This is a genomic window from Peptoniphilus sp. SGI.035 (genome assembly GCF_050315115.1).
Lineage (GTDB): Bacteria > Bacillota > Clostridia > Tissierellales > Peptoniphilaceae > Peptoniphilus_A.
In genome coordinates this window covers 211,136-228,576 of record NZ_JBNPOJ010000001.1, presented here as the reverse complement: position 1 = coordinate 228,576, position 17,441 = coordinate 211,136, and the positions used below count along the sequence as shown (strand labels likewise).

Below are 17,441 nucleotides of genomic sequence, written 5' to 3'. Positions count from 1 at the left end.
AATGAGTATGGGATAGAAAAGAAAATGTAGTTTTTTAACTACAACATTATTATACGAGGTGGTTGAAAATGAAGACTTTTAACTGGTACAAGATACCTATAAATATACGAAGGTTTATAGGGATTACTATTCTATTTATTCTTGGTTACTTGGCTGTTAGCTTTGGAATTAAATTAATATTTTACATTTTATATGCAGGGACAACAGTAATTGACAAGTTTTTTAGTTTTTTAGTTAGTTTATTTTAGGAGGCAAAAATGTTATCTAACAAATTAGAATCACAGTTTGGTTTATTTGATATAGCAGGTCCAAGGAAGGCGAGTATAGAGTTCTATCAAAGAATTATTGAAGATCTTTTATATGAAGATGTAAAAACAATTGATTATCACGAAAAGGAAGAATACTTTGAAGTTGAATTTAACAATGAGTATTTACCAAAGTTATTAATTAACGTTAGGATGGACAGTATATCAGCTTGCACAAGAGATGTTATACATCAAACCATAAAATACAGAGACCAAATAAGGAATGATTAATTTGAATAGAGCAAATAAAAAAGTCCTGCAGCGACTAAACAACAGGACTAAACAATTAAAAAAATATTTATTTGCTCTTATTATATCACAGATTATAGAAATTTGGAGTTAGAAATGAAGGATTCATTAATAATTTTAAAAGGCGAATGGAAAGAAGCCGAGTATCTTTACTACAAATGTTGCGACCCTCAATTGAAAAATGAGATAGGCATCAATATGGCAGACATTAGGTCAAAGATTACACAGTTGGAGTTAGAAGAAAAGAATATAGAAAAAGTGATTAAGGGAGTAATAGTATGAAATTTAATAATTATAAAGAATTTATAGACGGAAATTTAAGAGAAACTAAAGCTTATACCATAGATGGTGAAAACCTATATAAAACGGAAGAAGAAGCTATTGAAAACTATAAAAAGGAAAGAATAAAAAGCTTAATTAGTTCAAGTATTAGCAATGTATTTGATTACGACCAAGAGTATGTAGCACAAAGAGTTACTGAAGAATTAGAAAAGAATATAGAAGAATTAATTGAAATATATAACCTTTAAGGAGGATAAAATGGAAAATTTCACACTTTACGAATTAACGGAACTTTATACAAATTTGATGGACCTAGACCTAGAGGACGAACAAGTGCAGCAAGCTCTGGAAGACATAGACGAAAAAATAGAGATTAAGGCGGACAACATAGCAAAGCTGATGAAGGGTCTGGAAGGTCAAAAAGATATTTGCAAGGCGGAAGAAGAAAGAATTTATAAAAGAAGAAAGAGCATAGAAAACAGGATAGACAACCTAAAGAAATATTTACAAAAAACAATGATAGCAACTGACAAAAGGAAATTTAAGACCGACTTATTCAGTTTCAGCATTCAAAAGAATAGAGCTTCAATAAAGATTTTAGACGAAGAAAAGGTGCCAGAAGAATACGTAGAATACGACAGAAAAGTTTTAAAGGATAAGCTAAAAAAGGCAATTACAGAAGGACTGGAAGCAGACTACGCAGAATTAATACAAACTGAAAGTTTAAGAGTTAAGTGAGGAGCAGGAAATGGCTAATACAATTTTTCAAAAATTACAAAACATTCAAAGTAGGTTGAAGGTAGAAAAAAAGAACTATAACAGTTTTGAGGGATATAGCTACAGGAGATGCTGTAGTTGATGAAAATGGAGAAATCATTGAAGGCATAAAAATCACAGAATATAAGAACTTTAATGTTAAGTATTGAGGTGGATTATGAAAAAAATAAGATTGTTGAAACCTAATGAAATTGATGTACGAGTACAAATGATAAAATCAAATTATATAAGCGTCCTTCTATATAAGGACGCAAGAGTCGATATGAAGATCCTTGATGAAACCTTTGGACCTATGAATTGGCAAAGAACACATAATGTAGTTAACAATAATTTGTTTTGTACAGTAAGCGTTTACGATGAAGATAAAAAGCAATGGATATCTAAACAAGATGTGGGAATACCAAGCTATACCCAAGCTGAAAAAGGAGAAGCTTCAGATTCCTTTAAAAGAGCTTGTACAAATATAGGAATTGGAAGAGAACTTTATTCTGCTCCATCAATATTTATTACACCAATGCAAGGGGAAGTTACACAAAATAAAGGCAAATTTCAAACTAGGTCAAAATTTTATGTAAAAGAAATTGAATACAACAATGAGTGCGAGATTGCCTATTTAACAATAGTAGATGGTCAAGGCAACCAAAGATATTCATACGGAAGAAAAGCCCAAGGAAAACAAACTGTGGCTAATAAAAACAATACAAACAACCCAAACAAAAACCAATTAGACCAACATAGAGTAGAAATAGCACAATTATTAAAAGTTAAACATATACAATCAGAAACTTTTGTAAATTGGTTGAAACAAGAATATGGAGTTGAAAGATTGGAAGGACTAAACGCAGAACAAGCTGAAGCAGTTAAGAATATAGTAGCTAGTTGGTAAAGGAGAAAATAATGGAAGAACAAATTAACAAAAGTTATTATGCAATAATACCTGCTGATGTGAGGTATGATAAAAATTTAACAGCAAATGCAAAATTATTATACGCAGAAATAACAGCATTGACAAATGAAAAGGGATATTGCTGGGCGACTAATAGTTATTTTGCTGAGTTATATGGAGTTAGCAAAAGAAGTATTTCAGCGTGGATAAAAAACTTAGAAGAACAAGGATATATTTATACAAAAAATATTTACGAAGAAGGCTCAAAAAATATTAAATGCAGATATATATATTTAAACAATTCACCCAATACCTATAGAGAAAAACTTCCAGAGGTAGTGAAAGAAACTTCCGACCCTAGTGAAGAAAACTTCATGAGGGTAGTGAAGAAATCTTCCGACCCTAGTGAAGAAAACTTCGCAGAGAATAATAAATATAATAATACATTTAATAATAATTACCCCCCTATATCCCCCCAAGGGGAAAATGGGGAGGTGGAATCTGAAAATAAAATATCAGACAACATAGAATCTAAAGAAGATACACCACAAGAAAAAGCAAATAGGATTATAAACTCTATAAGCAAAGATAAAAGCATAAAAAAAGTTATTAAGGACTTCGCAGGAGAAGACATTGACTTAATAGACGCCTTAAAAGAATTTTATAAGGCAAGGAGCAAGTTAAAAAAACCACTGACAGCACGAGCCTTAAAACTAAATATACGAGCCTTAAAAGAACTGTCCACAGACAGAGAAGAACAAATAGAAATTATAAACCAGTCAATCGAAAAAGGCTGGCAGAGTTTCTATGAATTACCTAAAGATCATCCTTATCAACGCAAAAAGTCGATGAAGGAGAATGCAAAATATGGATACGTATTTTGACAAAACAAAAAAAATCATAAATTCAAAAGTAAGTCAATTCACAAAAACTAAAGCTATATCTTTAGACGAAATGGAGATATACAACAGCACTACTGGCAATGAAACTAATTGCCCTAAATGCAAAGGGAGAGGATACATAGCAGAAGTTGTAGGCGAAAAGGACGTAAATGGCAATGACATCAGATGCTATATGGTTTTAAAAGAATGCGAATGTTTAAGCTATAAAAGAGAAAGCATAAAGGCTAAAAATAGCGGAATACAGCCGCTACTAGAAAAGACCTTTGAAAACTTTATAGCAAGAGAAGATTGGCAAAAAAATATAAAAAATCTTGCCGAAGAAAATGCAAAGGGCAAAGATTGGTTCTTTATTGGCGGTCAAAGTGGTACAGGCAAAACACATATATGCAGTGCCATTTTAAATTATCAATCAAGAAATCACATAAGAGTCAAATACATGATTTGGAACGAAGACATAAACAAGCTAAAAGATTTTGAAGATAACACAATTATTGAAAAACTAAAGCGTGTAGATTGCTTGTATATAGACGACCTTTTTAAAAAACCTAAAGGACAAAATGAATTGCCAAATTTAACCTCACCAGACATTGATAAAACTTGGGAGCTAATTAACTTTAGATACCTAAACAAGTTAAAAACAGTAATATCAAGCGAATTAACCATTGAAGATATTTTAAAAATTGACGAAAGTTTGGGAAGCAGGATAAAGCAAAGCGCAGGTAAATTTACGATTTCACTTAACCAAGACAAATTAAAAAATAGGAGGTTAGCGTGATTTATCAAGAAGCTTTAAAAGCAATGAAAAATAGGTCAAAGGTAAGAGTAGGCGGAATAGTTTACAAGCACATAAACGCAATTATCTTTAGAAAAACAGAAACCAAAGAAATGATTGAGTTAGAACTACAAAGCAATTGCCAAAATTCAGTAACAATTGCTGATATAGCACAAGCAGAGGTCATAGATGAAAGTTAAAGGAAGACTAAAAAACTTAAATTACAACATAGAAGGTAAGCCACAAGTTACCTTTGAACTAGAAAGATACCTAGATATAAATAAAATATACGAAATTAAAGAAGAGGACCTGCTTAATATAAATATATCAAAGGCAAAGAAATCACGTACACTTGACCAAAATAATTTACTATGGGCGATAATATCAGACATTGACAGAAAGATTAATGGAATACCATCTGAAATTTTTAGGTGGGATCTATATATACAAGGGATTGAAGAAGCAGGAATTGAATATGAAGATGTGTTGATACCACAAAAGAGTTTAAAAATCTTTAAACAAGCCTTTAGAGCCTATAAGATTTTAGGCGAAAAAGAAGACAAAATACTTTTAAGATGCTTTTTAGGTTCAAGCAAATTCGACACAAAACAAATGACAAATTTGATTGACTATTTCTTAAAAAAAGCAAGTGAACTAGGTGTAACAATAGTTGATTATAGGGAAGAATATGAGAGGTTATTTTATTGAAACATAGAGCAGAATATGAAATATGCGGAAGATATGAATATTTAGAAGAGCATCACCTAATACCAGGGATTGCCAATAGAAAATTAAGCGACAGATACAAATTAAAAATTAATATTTGCAGAGCTTGCCATAACAACATTCACAATAAAAAAGAACTCCTAGACTGGAGCAAAAAAAGAGGACAAAAACTCTTTGAACGAAAACACAGTCGAGAGGAATTTATAAAGGTATTTGGAAGGAGTTACCTTTGACACGAAGCAAGTACAACTCAATAAAAACAATAGTTGACGGAATAAAGTTTGATAGCAAAAAAGAAGCTAGACGTTACAAAGAATTAAAAGTATTAGAAAGAGCAGGAACTATAAAAGAATTGGAATTACAGCCAAGGTTTTTATTACAAGACAAATTTAAACTAGAGGGGACAACCCATAGAAAAATTGAGTATGTAGCAGATTTTAAATACTGGGATAAAGAAAAAGAAACTTGGATAGTGGAAGACGTCAAAGGTGTAAAGACAGATGTATATAAACTAAAGAAAAAAATATTTTTGAAAAAATATGGTCGAGAATATACATTCATAGAGATTTAAGGACAAAGAGAGGTAGAAGATGAGAATATTAAGCCAAGATAAGCTTACGGAACTTCCTGTTCTAAGAATAAAAGATAGCTTAATGGGAGATAGAGTAATAGGGAGCAATGTCCACGATATTTATATTTTAGGCAAAGATGGAGGATTACACTATCTAAACACACAAGGCATGATAGGGACAGGATATGGTGAACTTGAATTTGAAGTCGAAGAATATGAGTGCTATAAAGTTTTTGAAAGTTGGAATTTTATAGAGTTAATGGATCATGATGCTAAAAGACTAGGAATTTCAGAAAGTGAAGACTATAAGAAGACCAAAGAAAAAATAAAAGATATTTTTACAAAGGCTTTTAACGAGAAAGAAGAAAGAAAGAATAAAAAACTTATGGAAGTATTGCAAAAAGATTTTATTGAGGGATAGAAGAATGAACCAAGCAAATTTAATTGGCAGATTGACAAAAGACATTGATTTGAGATATACAACATCACAAATGGCAATAGGCAGATTTACATTAGCCATAAATAGAAAATTAACAAAAGAAAAAAGACAAGAAGCAGAAGCTAATAATCAACCAACAGCAGATTTCATTAATTGCATAGCCTTTGGAAAGACAGCAGAAACACTTTCAAATTATGTAGGCAAGGGAAATCAATTGGGAATTGAAGGACATATACAAACTGGGAGTTATGAAAATAAAGAAGGTCAAAGAATTTACACAACAGACGTAATAGTAGATGGATTTACCTTTATAGATTCAAGGCAAGACACACAGTCAAGCACAGATAGCGACTTTATCCCAGTGAATAATGACGATATACCATTTTAAAGAGGGAAAAGAGGATTTTGAAGACGAGTTTATTGAAAGTTAGGTGAGATATGATATTAGATGTATGTTGCGGTAGTCAAATGTTTTATTTTGATAAAAATAGAGATGATTTAATAACTATGGATATTCGAAAAGAAAATTTTGAAATTCACGGTAAAAAAGTTAATGTTAATCCTCAAATTATCGGTGATTTTACAAACATACCTTTTAAAAATGAAACATTTCACCATGTTATCTTTGATCCGCCTCACTTAATAAGTCCAGGTAAAAATTCAATAATGGGCGCACAGTATGGTGGTTTGAACAAAGATACTTGGCCAGTGATTATCAAAAAAGGATTTGAAGAGTGCATGAGAGTATTAATGCCTAATGGTACTTTAGTTTTTAAGTGGTCCGAGCATGATATTACTCTAAAAAAAGTATTAGATATATGTCCTTTTAAACCAGTTTATGGGCATAGAAGAGGAAAGACGGTTTGGATGATTTTTATAAAATGTTAAGAAATGTTAATAGTTTAGATATATAAAATAATCGGTGTTTGAATTTAAGGGAGTAAAAATTGAAAAATAAAGAACTTACCCTAGAGGATAAGATAAAGGGTTTCATTATTTTAAATTACCATGCTATGGAATTTAAAATAAAATACCTAAAAAAAGAATGTGAACGAGGAAGACTATCAAGAGATTATTTAAATGGGTATTTAAAAGGAGTTACTGATTTTAAAAATGATTTAATGGAAGCAGATTTAAAATTTTTAAAAGAAGAGAATTAAGAGATAAGGGGCAAAGAAGGCGGGTCTTATGAATTGGGAAAATTATGAAAAAGGAAGAGGATATGTGATGAATGCAAAGGTGTCTATTAATTCCTTACAAAACTTTTAGTGATAGGATTAGGATAGTTAATTATTATGAAAGACGAGGATATTATATAGAAGTTTGGACAGATTATATTTATTGTTATAGGGGGAAATAATGACTAGGGAGCAGTTAGGGCAATATAGAAGCTTGTGTCTTGAAATTAAAGAATTAGAAAATAAACTTAATAATTTAAAGGTGCAAGAAGTTTCTGATAAGGTTATTGCATCTGCTTCTGATTTTCCTTATAACCAGTATGAACTTAAAATATTTGGTCTTGAGGATGATAAATACATAGAGAAGATAAGGGTAAGACTCACTCGCAGAATTAGAAGATGCAAGAAGTTAAGACTTGAGATAGAGGAATTCATTGATGGTATTGAGGACTCTAGGACAAGATTGGTTTTTCAGCTTAGATATATTGAAGCTAAGAGTTGGGTATATATATCTAGACAATTAGGAAGTTCAAACGAGTCTTATGCACGAATGATTCATAATAGATATTTAGAGTTGTAGACACTACATATAGCGTATAACACTATATGTAGTGTCTGTTCAGAAAAACATATATTTGATATAATTTATTTTAAATAAAGGAGGCGAGAGAATGGCAAATAAACTTAGGATTAAAATAGAGCCAGAAATTATAAAATGGGCTATAAAAGAAAGTGGTAAAAGTGAAGATGAAATATTAAAAAAATTTCCTAATATTGTTGGTTGGATAAATTTGGATGAAAAACAATTGCCCACTTTTAAACAAGCTGAAAATTTTGCTAATTATTTAAAAATTCCTTTTGGTTATTTGTTCTTAAGTTCTCCTCCAAAAAAATTTGAAATTGGTGCAGACTTTAGATCTATTAACAATATTTTTCCAAAAGCTTCTAAAAATTTAAAAGATACAATTATAGACATGAGTAATAAACAAAACTGGCTTATTGAATATAGAAAAAGTTTAGGATATGAATTTTTAGAAATAAACAAAAAGTTCAAATCCTACTATCATGATAATATGAACTATGAAGAAGTTGCACACATTGTAATAGATTTAATAAATTTAGATCATTTAGAAGTCGAAAAGATGAAAAACAGTGCTGAGTATTATAAGTTTTTTAGAAATAAATTTGAAGATCTTGGAGTGAGTGTTTTTCAGAACGGTATTGTAGGTGGAAACACCGGAAGAAAGCTTGATATTAATGAATTTAGAGCATTTGTGTTAATAGATGAAATAGCTCCTGTTATATTCATCAATAATCGAGACAGCGTAACAGGCAAAATATTTTCTATTGTTCATGAATTCACACATATGCTTTTAGGGAAAGATGATATTATTACAAAAAATAGTGGCGAAGAAACATTTATAAATAATATTACTTCTGAAATTTTAGCTCCAAAGAAATATTTATTAAAAAACTTTGATAAAAACTTACCAGCAATAAATCAAATAGAAGAACTTTCTAAGAGATTAAAAATTAGCAGAGTGTCTATAGCCATTAAGCTTTTAAAGTTAAACTTGATAACAAATGAGGACTTTTTATATATAAAGAAATTGACAGAAGAAAATGTAATCCAAAAGGTTAGTTCTGGAGGAAATTATTATAATTCATTGAACTCTAGACTTAGTGAAAACTTTAAAAAAGATGTAATATCCAGTGTTGAGTCCAATAATACAAGCTATACAGAAGGGTTTAGGTTATTGGGAAATATTAAATCTAAAGCCTATGACAGCTTAAAGGAGATGACATATGGAGTATAAGTATTTAATTGACACTAACGTACTAATAACTGCACACAGGCAAACTTATCCAATGGATATATTTCCTTCTTTTTGGGAACAATTGATAGAGAAAGGTAGTTCAAAAATTATATTTTTAGATAAAGTATATGATGAAATCATTAATAATTCTGGAAAATCAGATGCATTAAAAACATGGGTTTCAGATAATAAAAACAACTTTGAAAATATAGTTAGTTCTGATAAAGATATAATTTCAGAGTATAGTGAAATAGCTAATGAAATTCAAAAAAGTAAAAGATACGAGGATCCAGCAAAACACGAATATTTTGATGTTGCGGATTCATGGATATGTGCAGCAGCAAAGGCAAAAGATCTTGTGATCGTGACGAATGAAGTAAGTTCAAATGCCAAAAATCGAGTAAAAATTCCTGATGTTTGTGAAAAGTTTAATATTAAATATATAAACTCTATTAAATTTATTAGAGAATTAGGAATGAGATTTTAATTTTAATTATTTTGTGCGTTTTGTGCGATTTTTGTGTGTTAATATATAAACTGAAAGAATGTAAAATTTACTGGGTTCATAATATAATGAAAGATTACAATTAAAGACAAAATTTACTATAAGAGGCTTGCGTTGCAGGTCTCTTTTATTGTGCTTAAAAGGTTAGAGAAAACCTAGTATAAAGATAATATTAAATATCAAGGACAACATCTATTTTAAATAAGTAACAAACAAAAAAACTAAATTTTAAAATAAGAGTACAAGTTTAAATATGAATTAGATTTAATGAGGGTAGCCATAAATATAAATGCCAATTAACGAACCTACTTTTATTATTTAATCCTTAATGAGATTTCTACAAAAACACCTCCAATAAAAGGCTACCTAAAATTAAATCTAAAAAGTTTTAAAATTAAATATAAATTAAACTAGGGAGCGAAGATTTCGCTTCTTTTTTTATGATGTAATGTTAATAAAGGAATGATTGGAAATGAAAAACAAAGGGGGAAGAAAGGGTAAGTACCACGAATGGATTGAAGAAGATGGTTTAAAGAAACTTGAAGCGTGGGCAAGAGATGGCTTAACTGATGAGCAAATTGCAAAAAATATTGGAATAAATATTGCTACATTGTATGAGTGGAAAAAGAAGTACGCCGAATTAAACGACGCCCTAAAAAGAGGAAAAGAAGTAGTAGACATAGAAGTAGAGAATGCACTTTTAAAAAGGGCTTTAGGAATGGAAATTAAGGAAGAGAAAATATATATACAAGAAGTTGACGGAGTAATTACTCAAAGAAAAGAGATAATCAAAAAGCAAATACCTCCGGATACAACGGCAATGATATTTTGGCTCAAAAATAGAAAACCTTATGAATGGAGAGATAAAAGGCATCAAGTATTAGAGGGAGAAGTTAAAGTACAGAATGACCCACTAGAAAAGCTATCAAGTAATGAATTAGACAAATTACTAGAAGCACTGGGCGAGGATAATGAATAATTTACTTAACAAATTAACTGAGCAAGAAAAGGCTCAATTAAGATGCAGGGCAACAATGATAAAAGCAAGGAAAAACTTTTATTCATTTTGTAGGTTAAAAAGTCCTCAATTCTACAAAGATAGTAGGTCATACTTAAAAGACGTATGTAATAGACTTGAAAACTTTTATAACTCTAAAGACCAAGTATTAATAATCAATATGCCTCCGAGACATGGAAAGACTTTTTCTATTAATCATTTTGTTCAATGGATACTTGGAAATAACAATAATTTAAAAATAATGATAGGGGCATATAACGACCTTTTATCGACTAACTTCTCAAAACAAATAAGAAACTCAATAGCAGAAGAAAATCCAAGAGCGGTTACATTCTCCGACATATTCCCAAACACAAAAATTAAATACGGAGATGGAGCAATAAACCAATGGTCATTAGAAAATGGCAATAACAATTATTTAGCAACATCTCCAGGTGGAACTTCTACAGGATTTGGAGCCGACATACTGGTAATAGACGACTTGATAAAAAACTCAATGGAAGCAAACAACACCCTAACCCTAGAAAAGCAATGGTCCTGGTTTACAGATACAATCCTATCAAGGCTTGAGGGAAACAACTGGAAGATAATAGTAGTAATGACTAGGTGGTCAACTAAAGACCTTGCAGGTAGATTAATAGAATTTTGTAAAGAAAATGGTATTCCATATCAGCACATAAATTATAAAGCAGTTCAGGAAGATGGGAGCATGCTATGCGAAGAGATACTAAATCGAAAGTCTTTTGAAATTAAGACCAAGGCAATGAGTCCAGAGATAGCAAATGCAAATTACCAACAAGAGCCAATAGACATAAAGGGAGTTTTATACAAAAATTTCAAGACATATTGCAAGATACCAGTTGATATGTTTGGAAGGCATAAATTTACAGAAATTAGAAGTTACTGTGATACAGCGGATACAGGCGACGACTACTTGTGCAATATTATATACGGAGTCTTAAATAGAGAAGCTTATGTATTAGATGTTTATTACACCAAGGAACACATGGAGATAACAGAAAAAGAAGTTGCAAGAAGGCTTACAGAATATCAAGTAAATACAGCACTTATTGAAGGAAATAATGGTGGGAGAGGTTTTGCAAGACAGGTAGAAAGTCACTGCCATGAGTATGGCAATTATAAAACCATTATTAATACTTTTCATCAATCAAACAATAAGAACGCAAGGATACTATCCAATGCTACATGGATAATGGAACACATCTATTACCCAGAAAACTGGTATAACAGGTGGAATGAATATTTTATAAGTATGAAAGAGTACCAAAAGGAAGGAAAGAATCCTCACGACGATGCACAAGATGCAACAACGGGAGTAGCAGAAAATATTATAAACGAAGGAGGTCTGTACTTTGGATAATCTATCGCCCAAGATACTGATAAAGATTTTAAATGATTATAGGAATAGCCAAGATTACAAAGAGATAGTAACTAGTTATGAATACTATAACAACAAACAAGAGGTTCTAGATAAAAAAAGGCTGGGAATTGGAGAGGTAAAAGGAACAAGAGAAGTTATAGAAAACCTCCCCAATAATAAAATCATGAGAAACCAGTATGCAGTATTAGTAGACCAGAAGAAGAACTATCTGCTCACTAGACCTATTGGAGTGAGCAGTGAAAATAAAAGTTACCAAGAAAAGCTACAGGAAGAACTTTTTGATTTTAAATTCCACAAATTAATAAAGTCAGTTGGCAGAGATTCAATTTTAGCTAACATGGGCTACATCTACCCTTATATCGATGTAGAAGGAGAATTTAAACTGATGAAGTTTGACCCTTTAGAAATAATTCCAATATGGGAAGATAAACTCCATACATGGTTACAAGGTTTTATTAGATTTTATAAGACAGTAGACTATGAAGATAATGAAACGCAAATAGTAGAATACTACCACATGTGGGGGATAGATAGATATGAGGAAATAGATGGAGAATTATTTTTAAGGGAGCAGGAACCTTATTTTATGGTAGGAGATGAGATAGGAAATTGGGGAAGAATTCCATTAGTTTATTTTAGAATGGACGAGCAAGAGCAACCTTTGCTTAATAGGGTTAAGACATTACAAGATGCAATTAATTCTATCCTATCAAAATTTATGGACTCAATGGACGAGGATTCAAGAAACACAATCTTAGTGTTAAAAAACATAGGTGGACATAATGAGCAAGACCTAAAAAGAATTAGAAGAGAAATAAACCGAAGCGGTATAATAGCTTTTTCCTCAAACCCTCAAACAGGCAATGCTGATGTAGAAACATTAAAAGTTGATATAGATATAACAAATTATAAGATAGTGCTAGATATACTTATAAGATCCTTGATAGAAGTAGGAAGAGGAGTAGATACTAACTCGGAACTTTTTCAAAAGGCAGTAAATCAAATGACCATTCAATCTCTTTATACCAATATAGACCTAGATGCCAACGAGATGGAAACGGAGTACAAGGTAAGTTTAGATATACTTTTATATTTTTATAATTTTTATAAAGGTTACGACCACCAAAGCGTGAAGTTTACATTTGACAGAAATGTTTTAATCAATGAAAGTGCAACAATAGAAAATGCTCAGAGGTCAATAGGAGTAATTTCAAATAGAACTATAATGCGAAATCACCCATGGGTTGAAGACATAGCTGAAGAAGAAAAGCAAGTAGCCAAAGAGATGAAAGAGGAGTCGGACTATGACGGAGTACTGGAAGAATAGATTTCTCAAATCCACAAAAGATATTTTTGACAGCAACGACAAATATGTAGCTGAAATTTTTAGAATGTATAAAAGAGCATCAGAAAGCATCGATAGAGATATCCTAAGTATTTTAAATTCCATGAATCAAGTGAGCATGAGTGAAGCAAAAAAACTTTTAAACAAGAAAGAAATTAAAGGTTTAAAAAATAATTTAGAAGACTTTATGAATGCTTCAAAAGGTTTTATAACACCAGACATTGAAAGGGAGCTTGATTTAATTTCAAGACGAGTGAGGATATCAAAGCTTCAGGGGATGCAGCTATCTTTAAAATCAAAGGTGGCTGTACTTTTAAATGAAGAGCAGAAAAAATTATTTGCTCATTTATCTAATCAATATGTAAGTAGTTACTATAAAGATTTATATGGATTACAAAGGATTACAGGATATAAAAATATAAATAAACTTTCAAAAGATTTTGTAGAGGAAGTTTTAAATGCATCTTGGGCAAATGACGGGAAAAATTTCTCAGACAGAATATGGAAAAGGAAGGATAAACTAATAAGTTCACTGGATACCGACCTAAGACAAGGACTTATTATAGGTAAAAGTCCTGATAAAATTACAAAAGCCATAGCTGATAAGTTAGAAGTTAGCAAGAATAATGCAAAGAGATTAGTTCAAACGGAATCAGCAGCAATACATTCAGGCTCAAGAAAACTAATGTATGAAAGAATGGGAGTAGAAAAGTACGAGATACTAGCTACACTAGACACAAGGACTTCTGATATTTGTAGAGGACTAGACGGCAAGGTATTTGAAGTTAAGGACTATGAAAGAGGTATAACTGCTCCTCCTTTTCATGTAAATTGTTATGATAAAAAAACGGAAGTTTTAACAAATAATGGATGGAAATATTTTAAAGACATAGAAAATGAAGATTATGTTTATACATTAAATCTTGATACTAAAATTCCAAAATGGCAAAAGCCAATAAAATTAATAAATTATAAATACAAGGGTAAAATGATTAAGTATTCTAGTGATAGATTTGATTTGTTAGTTACACCAAATCATAATATGCTAGTTCAAAACATGGCCTCAAGTTTTAAGGATAAAAGCTATAAGTTAAGGCAAGCTAATAAGATAGGTATAAAATCTAAAAATAGGATACCATGCGGGATTGACTGGGTAGGAGAAAGCAAAGAAACAATTGAACTTGTAGGTAAAGAGCTTGACATAAAAACGTATTTAAAATTTATGGCATATTGGTTATCTGATGGAAGTGTAACAAAGGATAAAGGACGATATAAAATAAAAATAGCACAATGCAAAAATGATTGGATGTGGAATGAGTTAAAAAAATTACCTTTTAAAAAGTATAAGTGTAAAGAAAGTATTCTTGTAGAAAATAATGAATTGGGTGAAGAATTAACAAAATTTGGAAAATGTAATAAAAAATATATTCCTAGTATAATAAAAACATTAGATAGAGATTTAATTATTTTTTTCTTAAAAGAATATGCAAAGTGCGATGGGACAATTAAAAAAGGAAAGTTTTGGAAGGGTTATCAATTTAATGATAGCACTTCTTTTTTTACAACTTCAAATCAACTAGCAGCTGACTTAGGAGAGTTAATTTTAAAGGCTGGGGGCAGACCAAGTTATAGTTTAAATAAATGTTCTGGAAATAAGGTAAAATTTTCTAATGGCACATATACTTTAAATTATGATGTTTGGACTATATATTGGAATAAACAAATCTATTCATGGATTTGCTACATGAATGTAGATAAGTCTTTTTATTATGATGATTTTGTTTATTGTGTAGAAGTTCCTGAATATAATACTTTATATGTTAGAAGAAATGGGAAGTGTTGTTGGAGTGGGAACTGTCGAACAACAACAGTACCATATTTTGACGATGACATACAAAAAGAGATAGAAAATACTAGAATGGCAAGAGATGTTGAAAGCGGTAAAAGTGTTAGAGTTGAAGATATTTCTTATAAAGAGTGGTTTGATAAATATGTTAAAGCTCCTAAAGATGAGGAAGAATATAATAATATTGTTAATATATTAGGGTATAAAGTTGTTGGAAATCTTGAGAAATACAAGGATATAAAGTATAATGATGGTGCAAGATATAAACAAATAAACCGTGAAGTAAATACAATGTGTATGATAGACGAAAAAGATTGGGCAGGATCTTATAAAGAAAAAATTAAAGACTTATATTATGAGTTTAGAGAAAAGGGTCATGAGCTTAGTATGCATGGTTTGGAAAGAACCCATAAACGAATACTAAAAGGCAAATTTACAAAAGATGAAGTTTTAGAAGTACTAAATAAAGACTTCAATAAAAGACAAATAGTTGATGATAGACCAGTCAAATTTTATAACAACATACAAGCTGTATACCTAGATGATGAAATAGAAATTCTTAATGTGTTATATAGAGGCAAAAACTGGAAGGAAGATGAGAAGTTATATGACTACAATAAATAATTTTTTTAAAGAAATTGAAAAGATATTATACGCAGAACCCTCTAAGGAAGACTGGGATTTATTCAATGATTTGGAAGACTATTTCATAGATAACAACGAGCCAATTTTTAAAGAGAGTGAGAAAATATCTGATTTAGGCTATGATATGCAAGATATCATAGCAGAGATGGGTTATATGGATGATTTCACAGAGTGCAGAAGAAAAATCAAAAAATTATATGATGAGATGAAAAAAGAATATTCTAAATAAAGAGCACATTAGCAGTTAAATGTTAGGAGTGCTTTTTTATTGGGGGTTTTTATGGCTAAAGATGATTATTTTGTGATTGTATGCTATGTTTTAAAATATTTATATGAATGTTTAAAAGCTGGGGTAATTCCAAAGGAGAATATTTTAAATCTCGATGTGTATCCTGTTGAAATAAAGGATAGTTATAAATTAAATATTTATAAAAATCTTTTAAAAGATGGATATATTGATGGAGTGGAAATAGTGGATATTCCAAGGCTTGGGTCAAGTGAAAATTTAGTTTATATTAGAAATTTAAATAAGGCGGTGATTAGTCCGAAAGGTATTGAATATTTAGATGAAAACTCTATGATAAAAAAGGCAATTAAAACATTAGAGATAATTTCAAATGTTTTGCCTTGGTAAAGCACACTGACAATTATGTTAGGTGTGCTTTTTGTTTGGAAGAAAAAAGAAAATTAATCGTAAGTAATCGTGAGGAAATCGTGCGAAAAACAGACACAAATCCAAGCGATTATTTTTTATGGCCAAAGTGGGAAGTGCGACAAGTTATTTATTTTGCACAAAGGGGTGGGGAAAAATAACTTGAAAGTTAGTCAACTGTAAAATGACGATTAGTAACTATGCGAAAATAGGAGGAGAAAATGTTAAGTAAAGAAAGATTACTAGAACTTGGGATTGAAGATGAGAAAGCCGAAAAAATACTTGAGGAAGTAAATAAAGACTATGTACCTAATTATAGATACAAGGAAGTCAAAGACAATTTAGACAGTTTAAATGAGGACATTAAAAAGAGAGATAAGCAAATTGAAGGCTTGAAAAAACACACTGGAAATAAGGAAGAGCTTGAAGCTGAAATTAATAAGCTAAAAGAGGAAAACAAAAAGGATAGAGAGGCAGCAGAGGGTAAGTTAAGTGCTATAAGAAAGGATAACGCAATAACAGAATACCTATATGGACAAAAAGTAAATAATATAAGTGTAGTAAGAAAACTATTAGATGCAGATAACATAAAGTACGAAGACAACAAACTAATAGGAATTGATGAACAACTTAAAACATTAAAGGAAGATGAAACGCTGAAATCTCTATTCAAGGAAACAAAAATGACTGGGGCAAATCCAAGGATACCTGGAGATAATCCTGAAAAGCCAAAGGGACTTTTTGATGTAGTAATCGGCAGAGAAGTAGATAATAAAGATTTTAATCCATGGGGATAATAGGAGGTAAGTATGTTAAACAAAAATTTATTATTTGAAGCCAAAACAAATATTTTAGTATACGCAGATCCATATGTAGCTATGACAGTTACTCTAAAAAAAGGAAGTGGAAAAGATATTGCAGGAAGAAATATCGTAAAGGCAGGTACTATTTTTCCGAAGAATGATGCGACAGCAAAGGGTATTATTTTATACGATATTGATGTAACAGAATCAGATGTGGAAGCACCGCTATTAATTGAAGGTTATGTTTATGAAAATAAATTGCCAGAACCAATTAATTCAGAAGCGAAGATGCCAGAAATTAAATTAGTGAAATAAGAAGGG

Annotated in this window: 29 protein-coding genes; all 29 read left to right on the top strand. The window is 30.7% G+C overall.

The window, feature by feature from the left end:
- Positions 1-68: 68 nt before the first annotated feature.
- The 29 genes from ACQRC6_RS01250 (at position 69) to ACQRC6_RS01110 (ending at position 17,435) form a co-directional block, all read left to right on the top strand.
- Positions 69-248, top strand: a complete 180-nt coding sequence (locus ACQRC6_RS01250; RefSeq protein ID WP_427847377.1) for a hypothetical protein — start codon at positions 69-71, stop codon at positions 246-248.
- A 9-nt stretch (positions 249-257) separates the two neighbouring features.
- Positions 258-536 (top strand): hypothetical protein, encoded by a 279-nt coding sequence (locus ACQRC6_RS01245; protein ID WP_427847376.1) that lies wholly within the window; start codon positions 258-260, stop codon positions 534-536.
- A gap of 114 nt (positions 537-650) precedes the next feature.
- On the top strand, positions 651-836 hold the full coding sequence (locus ACQRC6_RS01240; protein ID WP_427847375.1) for a hypothetical protein: 186 nt from the start codon (positions 651-653) through the stop codon (positions 834-836).
- Positions 833-1,084 carry a hypothetical protein gene (locus ACQRC6_RS01235; protein ID WP_427847374.1) on the top strand — a complete coding sequence of 84 codons (252 nt, stop codon included), beginning with the start codon at positions 833-835 and terminating at the stop codon, positions 1,082-1,084. Before ACQRC6_RS01240 ends, ACQRC6_RS01235 begins: the two co-directional genes overlap by 4 nt.
- Before the next feature lie 10 nt (positions 1,085-1,094).
- On the top strand, positions 1,095-1,574 hold the full coding sequence (locus tag ACQRC6_RS01230; protein ID WP_427847373.1) for a siphovirus Gp157 family protein: 480 nt from the start codon (positions 1,095-1,097) through the stop codon (positions 1,572-1,574).
- A gap of 10 nt (positions 1,575-1,584) precedes the next feature.
- Entirely contained in the window at positions 1,585-1,695 is a 111-nt protein-coding gene (locus tag ACQRC6_RS01225; protein WP_427847372.1) for an ERF family protein, read from the top strand.
- Between the two features lie 75 nt (positions 1,696-1,770).
- The gene (locus ACQRC6_RS01220) at positions 1,771-2,499 is read left to right on the top strand and encodes a hypothetical protein (protein ID WP_427847371.1); all 729 of its coding nucleotides are present in this window, start codon (positions 1,771-1,773) and stop codon (positions 2,497-2,499) included.
- 11 nt (positions 2,500-2,510) lie between these two features.
- Positions 2,511-3,383, top strand: a complete 873-nt coding sequence (locus tag ACQRC6_RS01215) for a helix-turn-helix domain-containing protein (protein WP_427847370.1) — start codon at positions 2,511-2,513, stop codon at positions 3,381-3,383.
- Positions 3,367-4,176, top strand: coding sequence for a DnaA ATPase domain-containing protein (locus tag ACQRC6_RS01210; protein WP_427847369.1), 810 nt, complete (start codon positions 3,367-3,369; stop codon positions 4,174-4,176). The genes ACQRC6_RS01215 and ACQRC6_RS01210 overlap by 17 nt, the downstream gene beginning before the upstream one ends.
- Positions 4,173-4,373 carry a hypothetical protein gene (locus ACQRC6_RS01205; RefSeq protein ID WP_427847368.1) on the top strand — a complete coding sequence of 67 codons (201 nt, stop codon included), beginning with the start codon at positions 4,173-4,175 and terminating at the stop codon, positions 4,371-4,373. Before ACQRC6_RS01210 ends, ACQRC6_RS01205 begins: the two co-directional genes overlap by 4 nt.
- Positions 4,363-4,881: a hypothetical protein gene (locus tag ACQRC6_RS01200; protein ID WP_427847367.1), complete on the top strand. Its 519-nt coding sequence runs from the start codon at positions 4,363-4,365 to the stop codon at positions 4,879-4,881. Before ACQRC6_RS01205 ends, ACQRC6_RS01200 begins: the two co-directional genes overlap by 11 nt.
- Positions 4,878-5,132, top strand: coding sequence for a hypothetical protein (locus tag ACQRC6_RS01195; protein WP_427847366.1), 255 nt, complete (start codon positions 4,878-4,880; stop codon positions 5,130-5,132). Before ACQRC6_RS01200 ends, ACQRC6_RS01195 begins: the two co-directional genes overlap by 4 nt.
- Positions 5,129-5,470 carry a DUF1064 domain-containing protein gene (locus ACQRC6_RS01190; protein ID WP_427847365.1) on the top strand — a complete coding sequence of 114 codons (342 nt, stop codon included), beginning with the start codon at positions 5,129-5,131 and terminating at the stop codon, positions 5,468-5,470. The genes ACQRC6_RS01195 and ACQRC6_RS01190 overlap by 4 nt, the downstream gene beginning before the upstream one ends.
- Positions 5,471-5,489: 19 nt before the next feature.
- Positions 5,490-5,891 carry a hypothetical protein gene (locus ACQRC6_RS01185; protein WP_427847364.1) on the top strand — a complete coding sequence of 134 codons (402 nt, stop codon included), beginning with the start codon at positions 5,490-5,492 and terminating at the stop codon, positions 5,889-5,891.
- Positions 5,892-5,895: 4 nt separating this feature from the next.
- Positions 5,896-6,297 carry a single-stranded DNA-binding protein gene (locus ACQRC6_RS01180; protein WP_427847363.1) on the top strand — a complete coding sequence of 134 codons (402 nt, stop codon included), beginning with the start codon at positions 5,896-5,898 and terminating at the stop codon, positions 6,295-6,297.
- Between the two features lie 50 nt (positions 6,298-6,347).
- Positions 6,348-6,797 carry a hypothetical protein gene (locus tag ACQRC6_RS01175; protein WP_427847362.1) on the top strand — a complete coding sequence of 150 codons (450 nt, stop codon included), beginning with the start codon at positions 6,348-6,350 and terminating at the stop codon, positions 6,795-6,797.
- Positions 6,798-6,856: 59 nt separating this feature from the next.
- The gene (locus ACQRC6_RS01170) at positions 6,857-7,069 is read left to right on the top strand and encodes a hypothetical protein (protein WP_427847361.1); all 213 of its coding nucleotides are present in this window, start codon (positions 6,857-6,859) and stop codon (positions 7,067-7,069) included.
- A 199-nt stretch (positions 7,070-7,268) separates the two neighbouring features.
- The gene (locus ACQRC6_RS01165) at positions 7,269-7,667 is read left to right on the top strand and encodes a hypothetical protein (protein WP_427847360.1); all 399 of its coding nucleotides are present in this window, start codon (positions 7,269-7,271) and stop codon (positions 7,665-7,667) included.
- 91 nt (positions 7,668-7,758) lie between these two features.
- Positions 7,759-8,904, top strand: coding sequence for an ImmA/IrrE family metallo-endopeptidase (locus ACQRC6_RS01160; RefSeq protein ID WP_427847359.1), 1,146 nt, complete (start codon positions 7,759-7,761; stop codon positions 8,902-8,904).
- Complete coding sequence (locus ACQRC6_RS01155; protein WP_427847358.1) at positions 8,894-9,391, top strand: DUF4411 family protein; 498 nt, start codon at positions 8,894-8,896, stop codon at positions 9,389-9,391. The genes ACQRC6_RS01160 and ACQRC6_RS01155 overlap by 11 nt, the downstream gene beginning before the upstream one ends.
- A gap of 490 nt (positions 9,392-9,881) precedes the next feature.
- Complete coding sequence (locus ACQRC6_RS01150) at positions 9,882-10,388, top strand: transposase (RefSeq protein ID WP_427847357.1); 507 nt, start codon at positions 9,882-9,884, stop codon at positions 10,386-10,388.
- A complete protein-coding gene (gene terL, locus ACQRC6_RS01145; RefSeq protein ID WP_427847356.1) occupies positions 10,381-11,808 on the top strand; it encodes a phage terminase large subunit in 1,428 nt (475 codons plus the stop codon). The genes ACQRC6_RS01150 and terL overlap by 8 nt, the downstream gene beginning before the upstream one ends.
- Complete coding sequence (locus ACQRC6_RS01140; RefSeq protein WP_427847355.1) at positions 11,801-13,156, top strand: phage portal protein; 1,356 nt, start codon at positions 11,801-11,803, stop codon at positions 13,154-13,156. Before terL ends, ACQRC6_RS01140 begins: the two co-directional genes overlap by 8 nt.
- A complete protein-coding gene (locus ACQRC6_RS01135) occupies positions 13,134-15,644 on the top strand; it encodes a minor capsid protein (protein WP_427847354.1) in 2,511 nt (836 codons plus the stop codon). The genes ACQRC6_RS01140 and ACQRC6_RS01135 overlap by 23 nt, the downstream gene beginning before the upstream one ends.
- Positions 15,628-15,894, top strand: a complete 267-nt coding sequence (locus tag ACQRC6_RS01130; RefSeq protein WP_427847353.1) for a hypothetical protein — start codon at positions 15,628-15,630, stop codon at positions 15,892-15,894. The genes ACQRC6_RS01135 and ACQRC6_RS01130 overlap by 17 nt, the downstream gene beginning before the upstream one ends.
- Before the next feature lie 51 nt (positions 15,895-15,945).
- Entirely contained in the window at positions 15,946-16,299 is a 354-nt protein-coding gene (locus ACQRC6_RS01125; RefSeq protein ID WP_427847352.1) for a YjcQ family protein, read from the top strand.
- 35 nt (positions 16,300-16,334) lie between these two features.
- Positions 16,335-16,478, top strand: a complete 144-nt coding sequence (locus tag ACQRC6_RS01120) for a hypothetical protein (RefSeq protein WP_427847351.1) — start codon at positions 16,335-16,337, stop codon at positions 16,476-16,478.
- A 60-nt stretch (positions 16,479-16,538) separates the two neighbouring features.
- On the top strand, positions 16,539-17,114 hold the full coding sequence (locus ACQRC6_RS01115) for a phage scaffolding protein (RefSeq protein ID WP_427847350.1): 576 nt from the start codon (positions 16,539-16,541) through the stop codon (positions 17,112-17,114).
- 12 nt (positions 17,115-17,126) lie between these two features.
- On the top strand, positions 17,127-17,435 hold the full coding sequence (locus ACQRC6_RS01110) for a hypothetical protein (protein WP_427847349.1): 309 nt from the start codon (positions 17,127-17,129) through the stop codon (positions 17,433-17,435).
- The last annotated feature ends 6 nt before the right edge of the window (positions 17,436-17,441 follow it).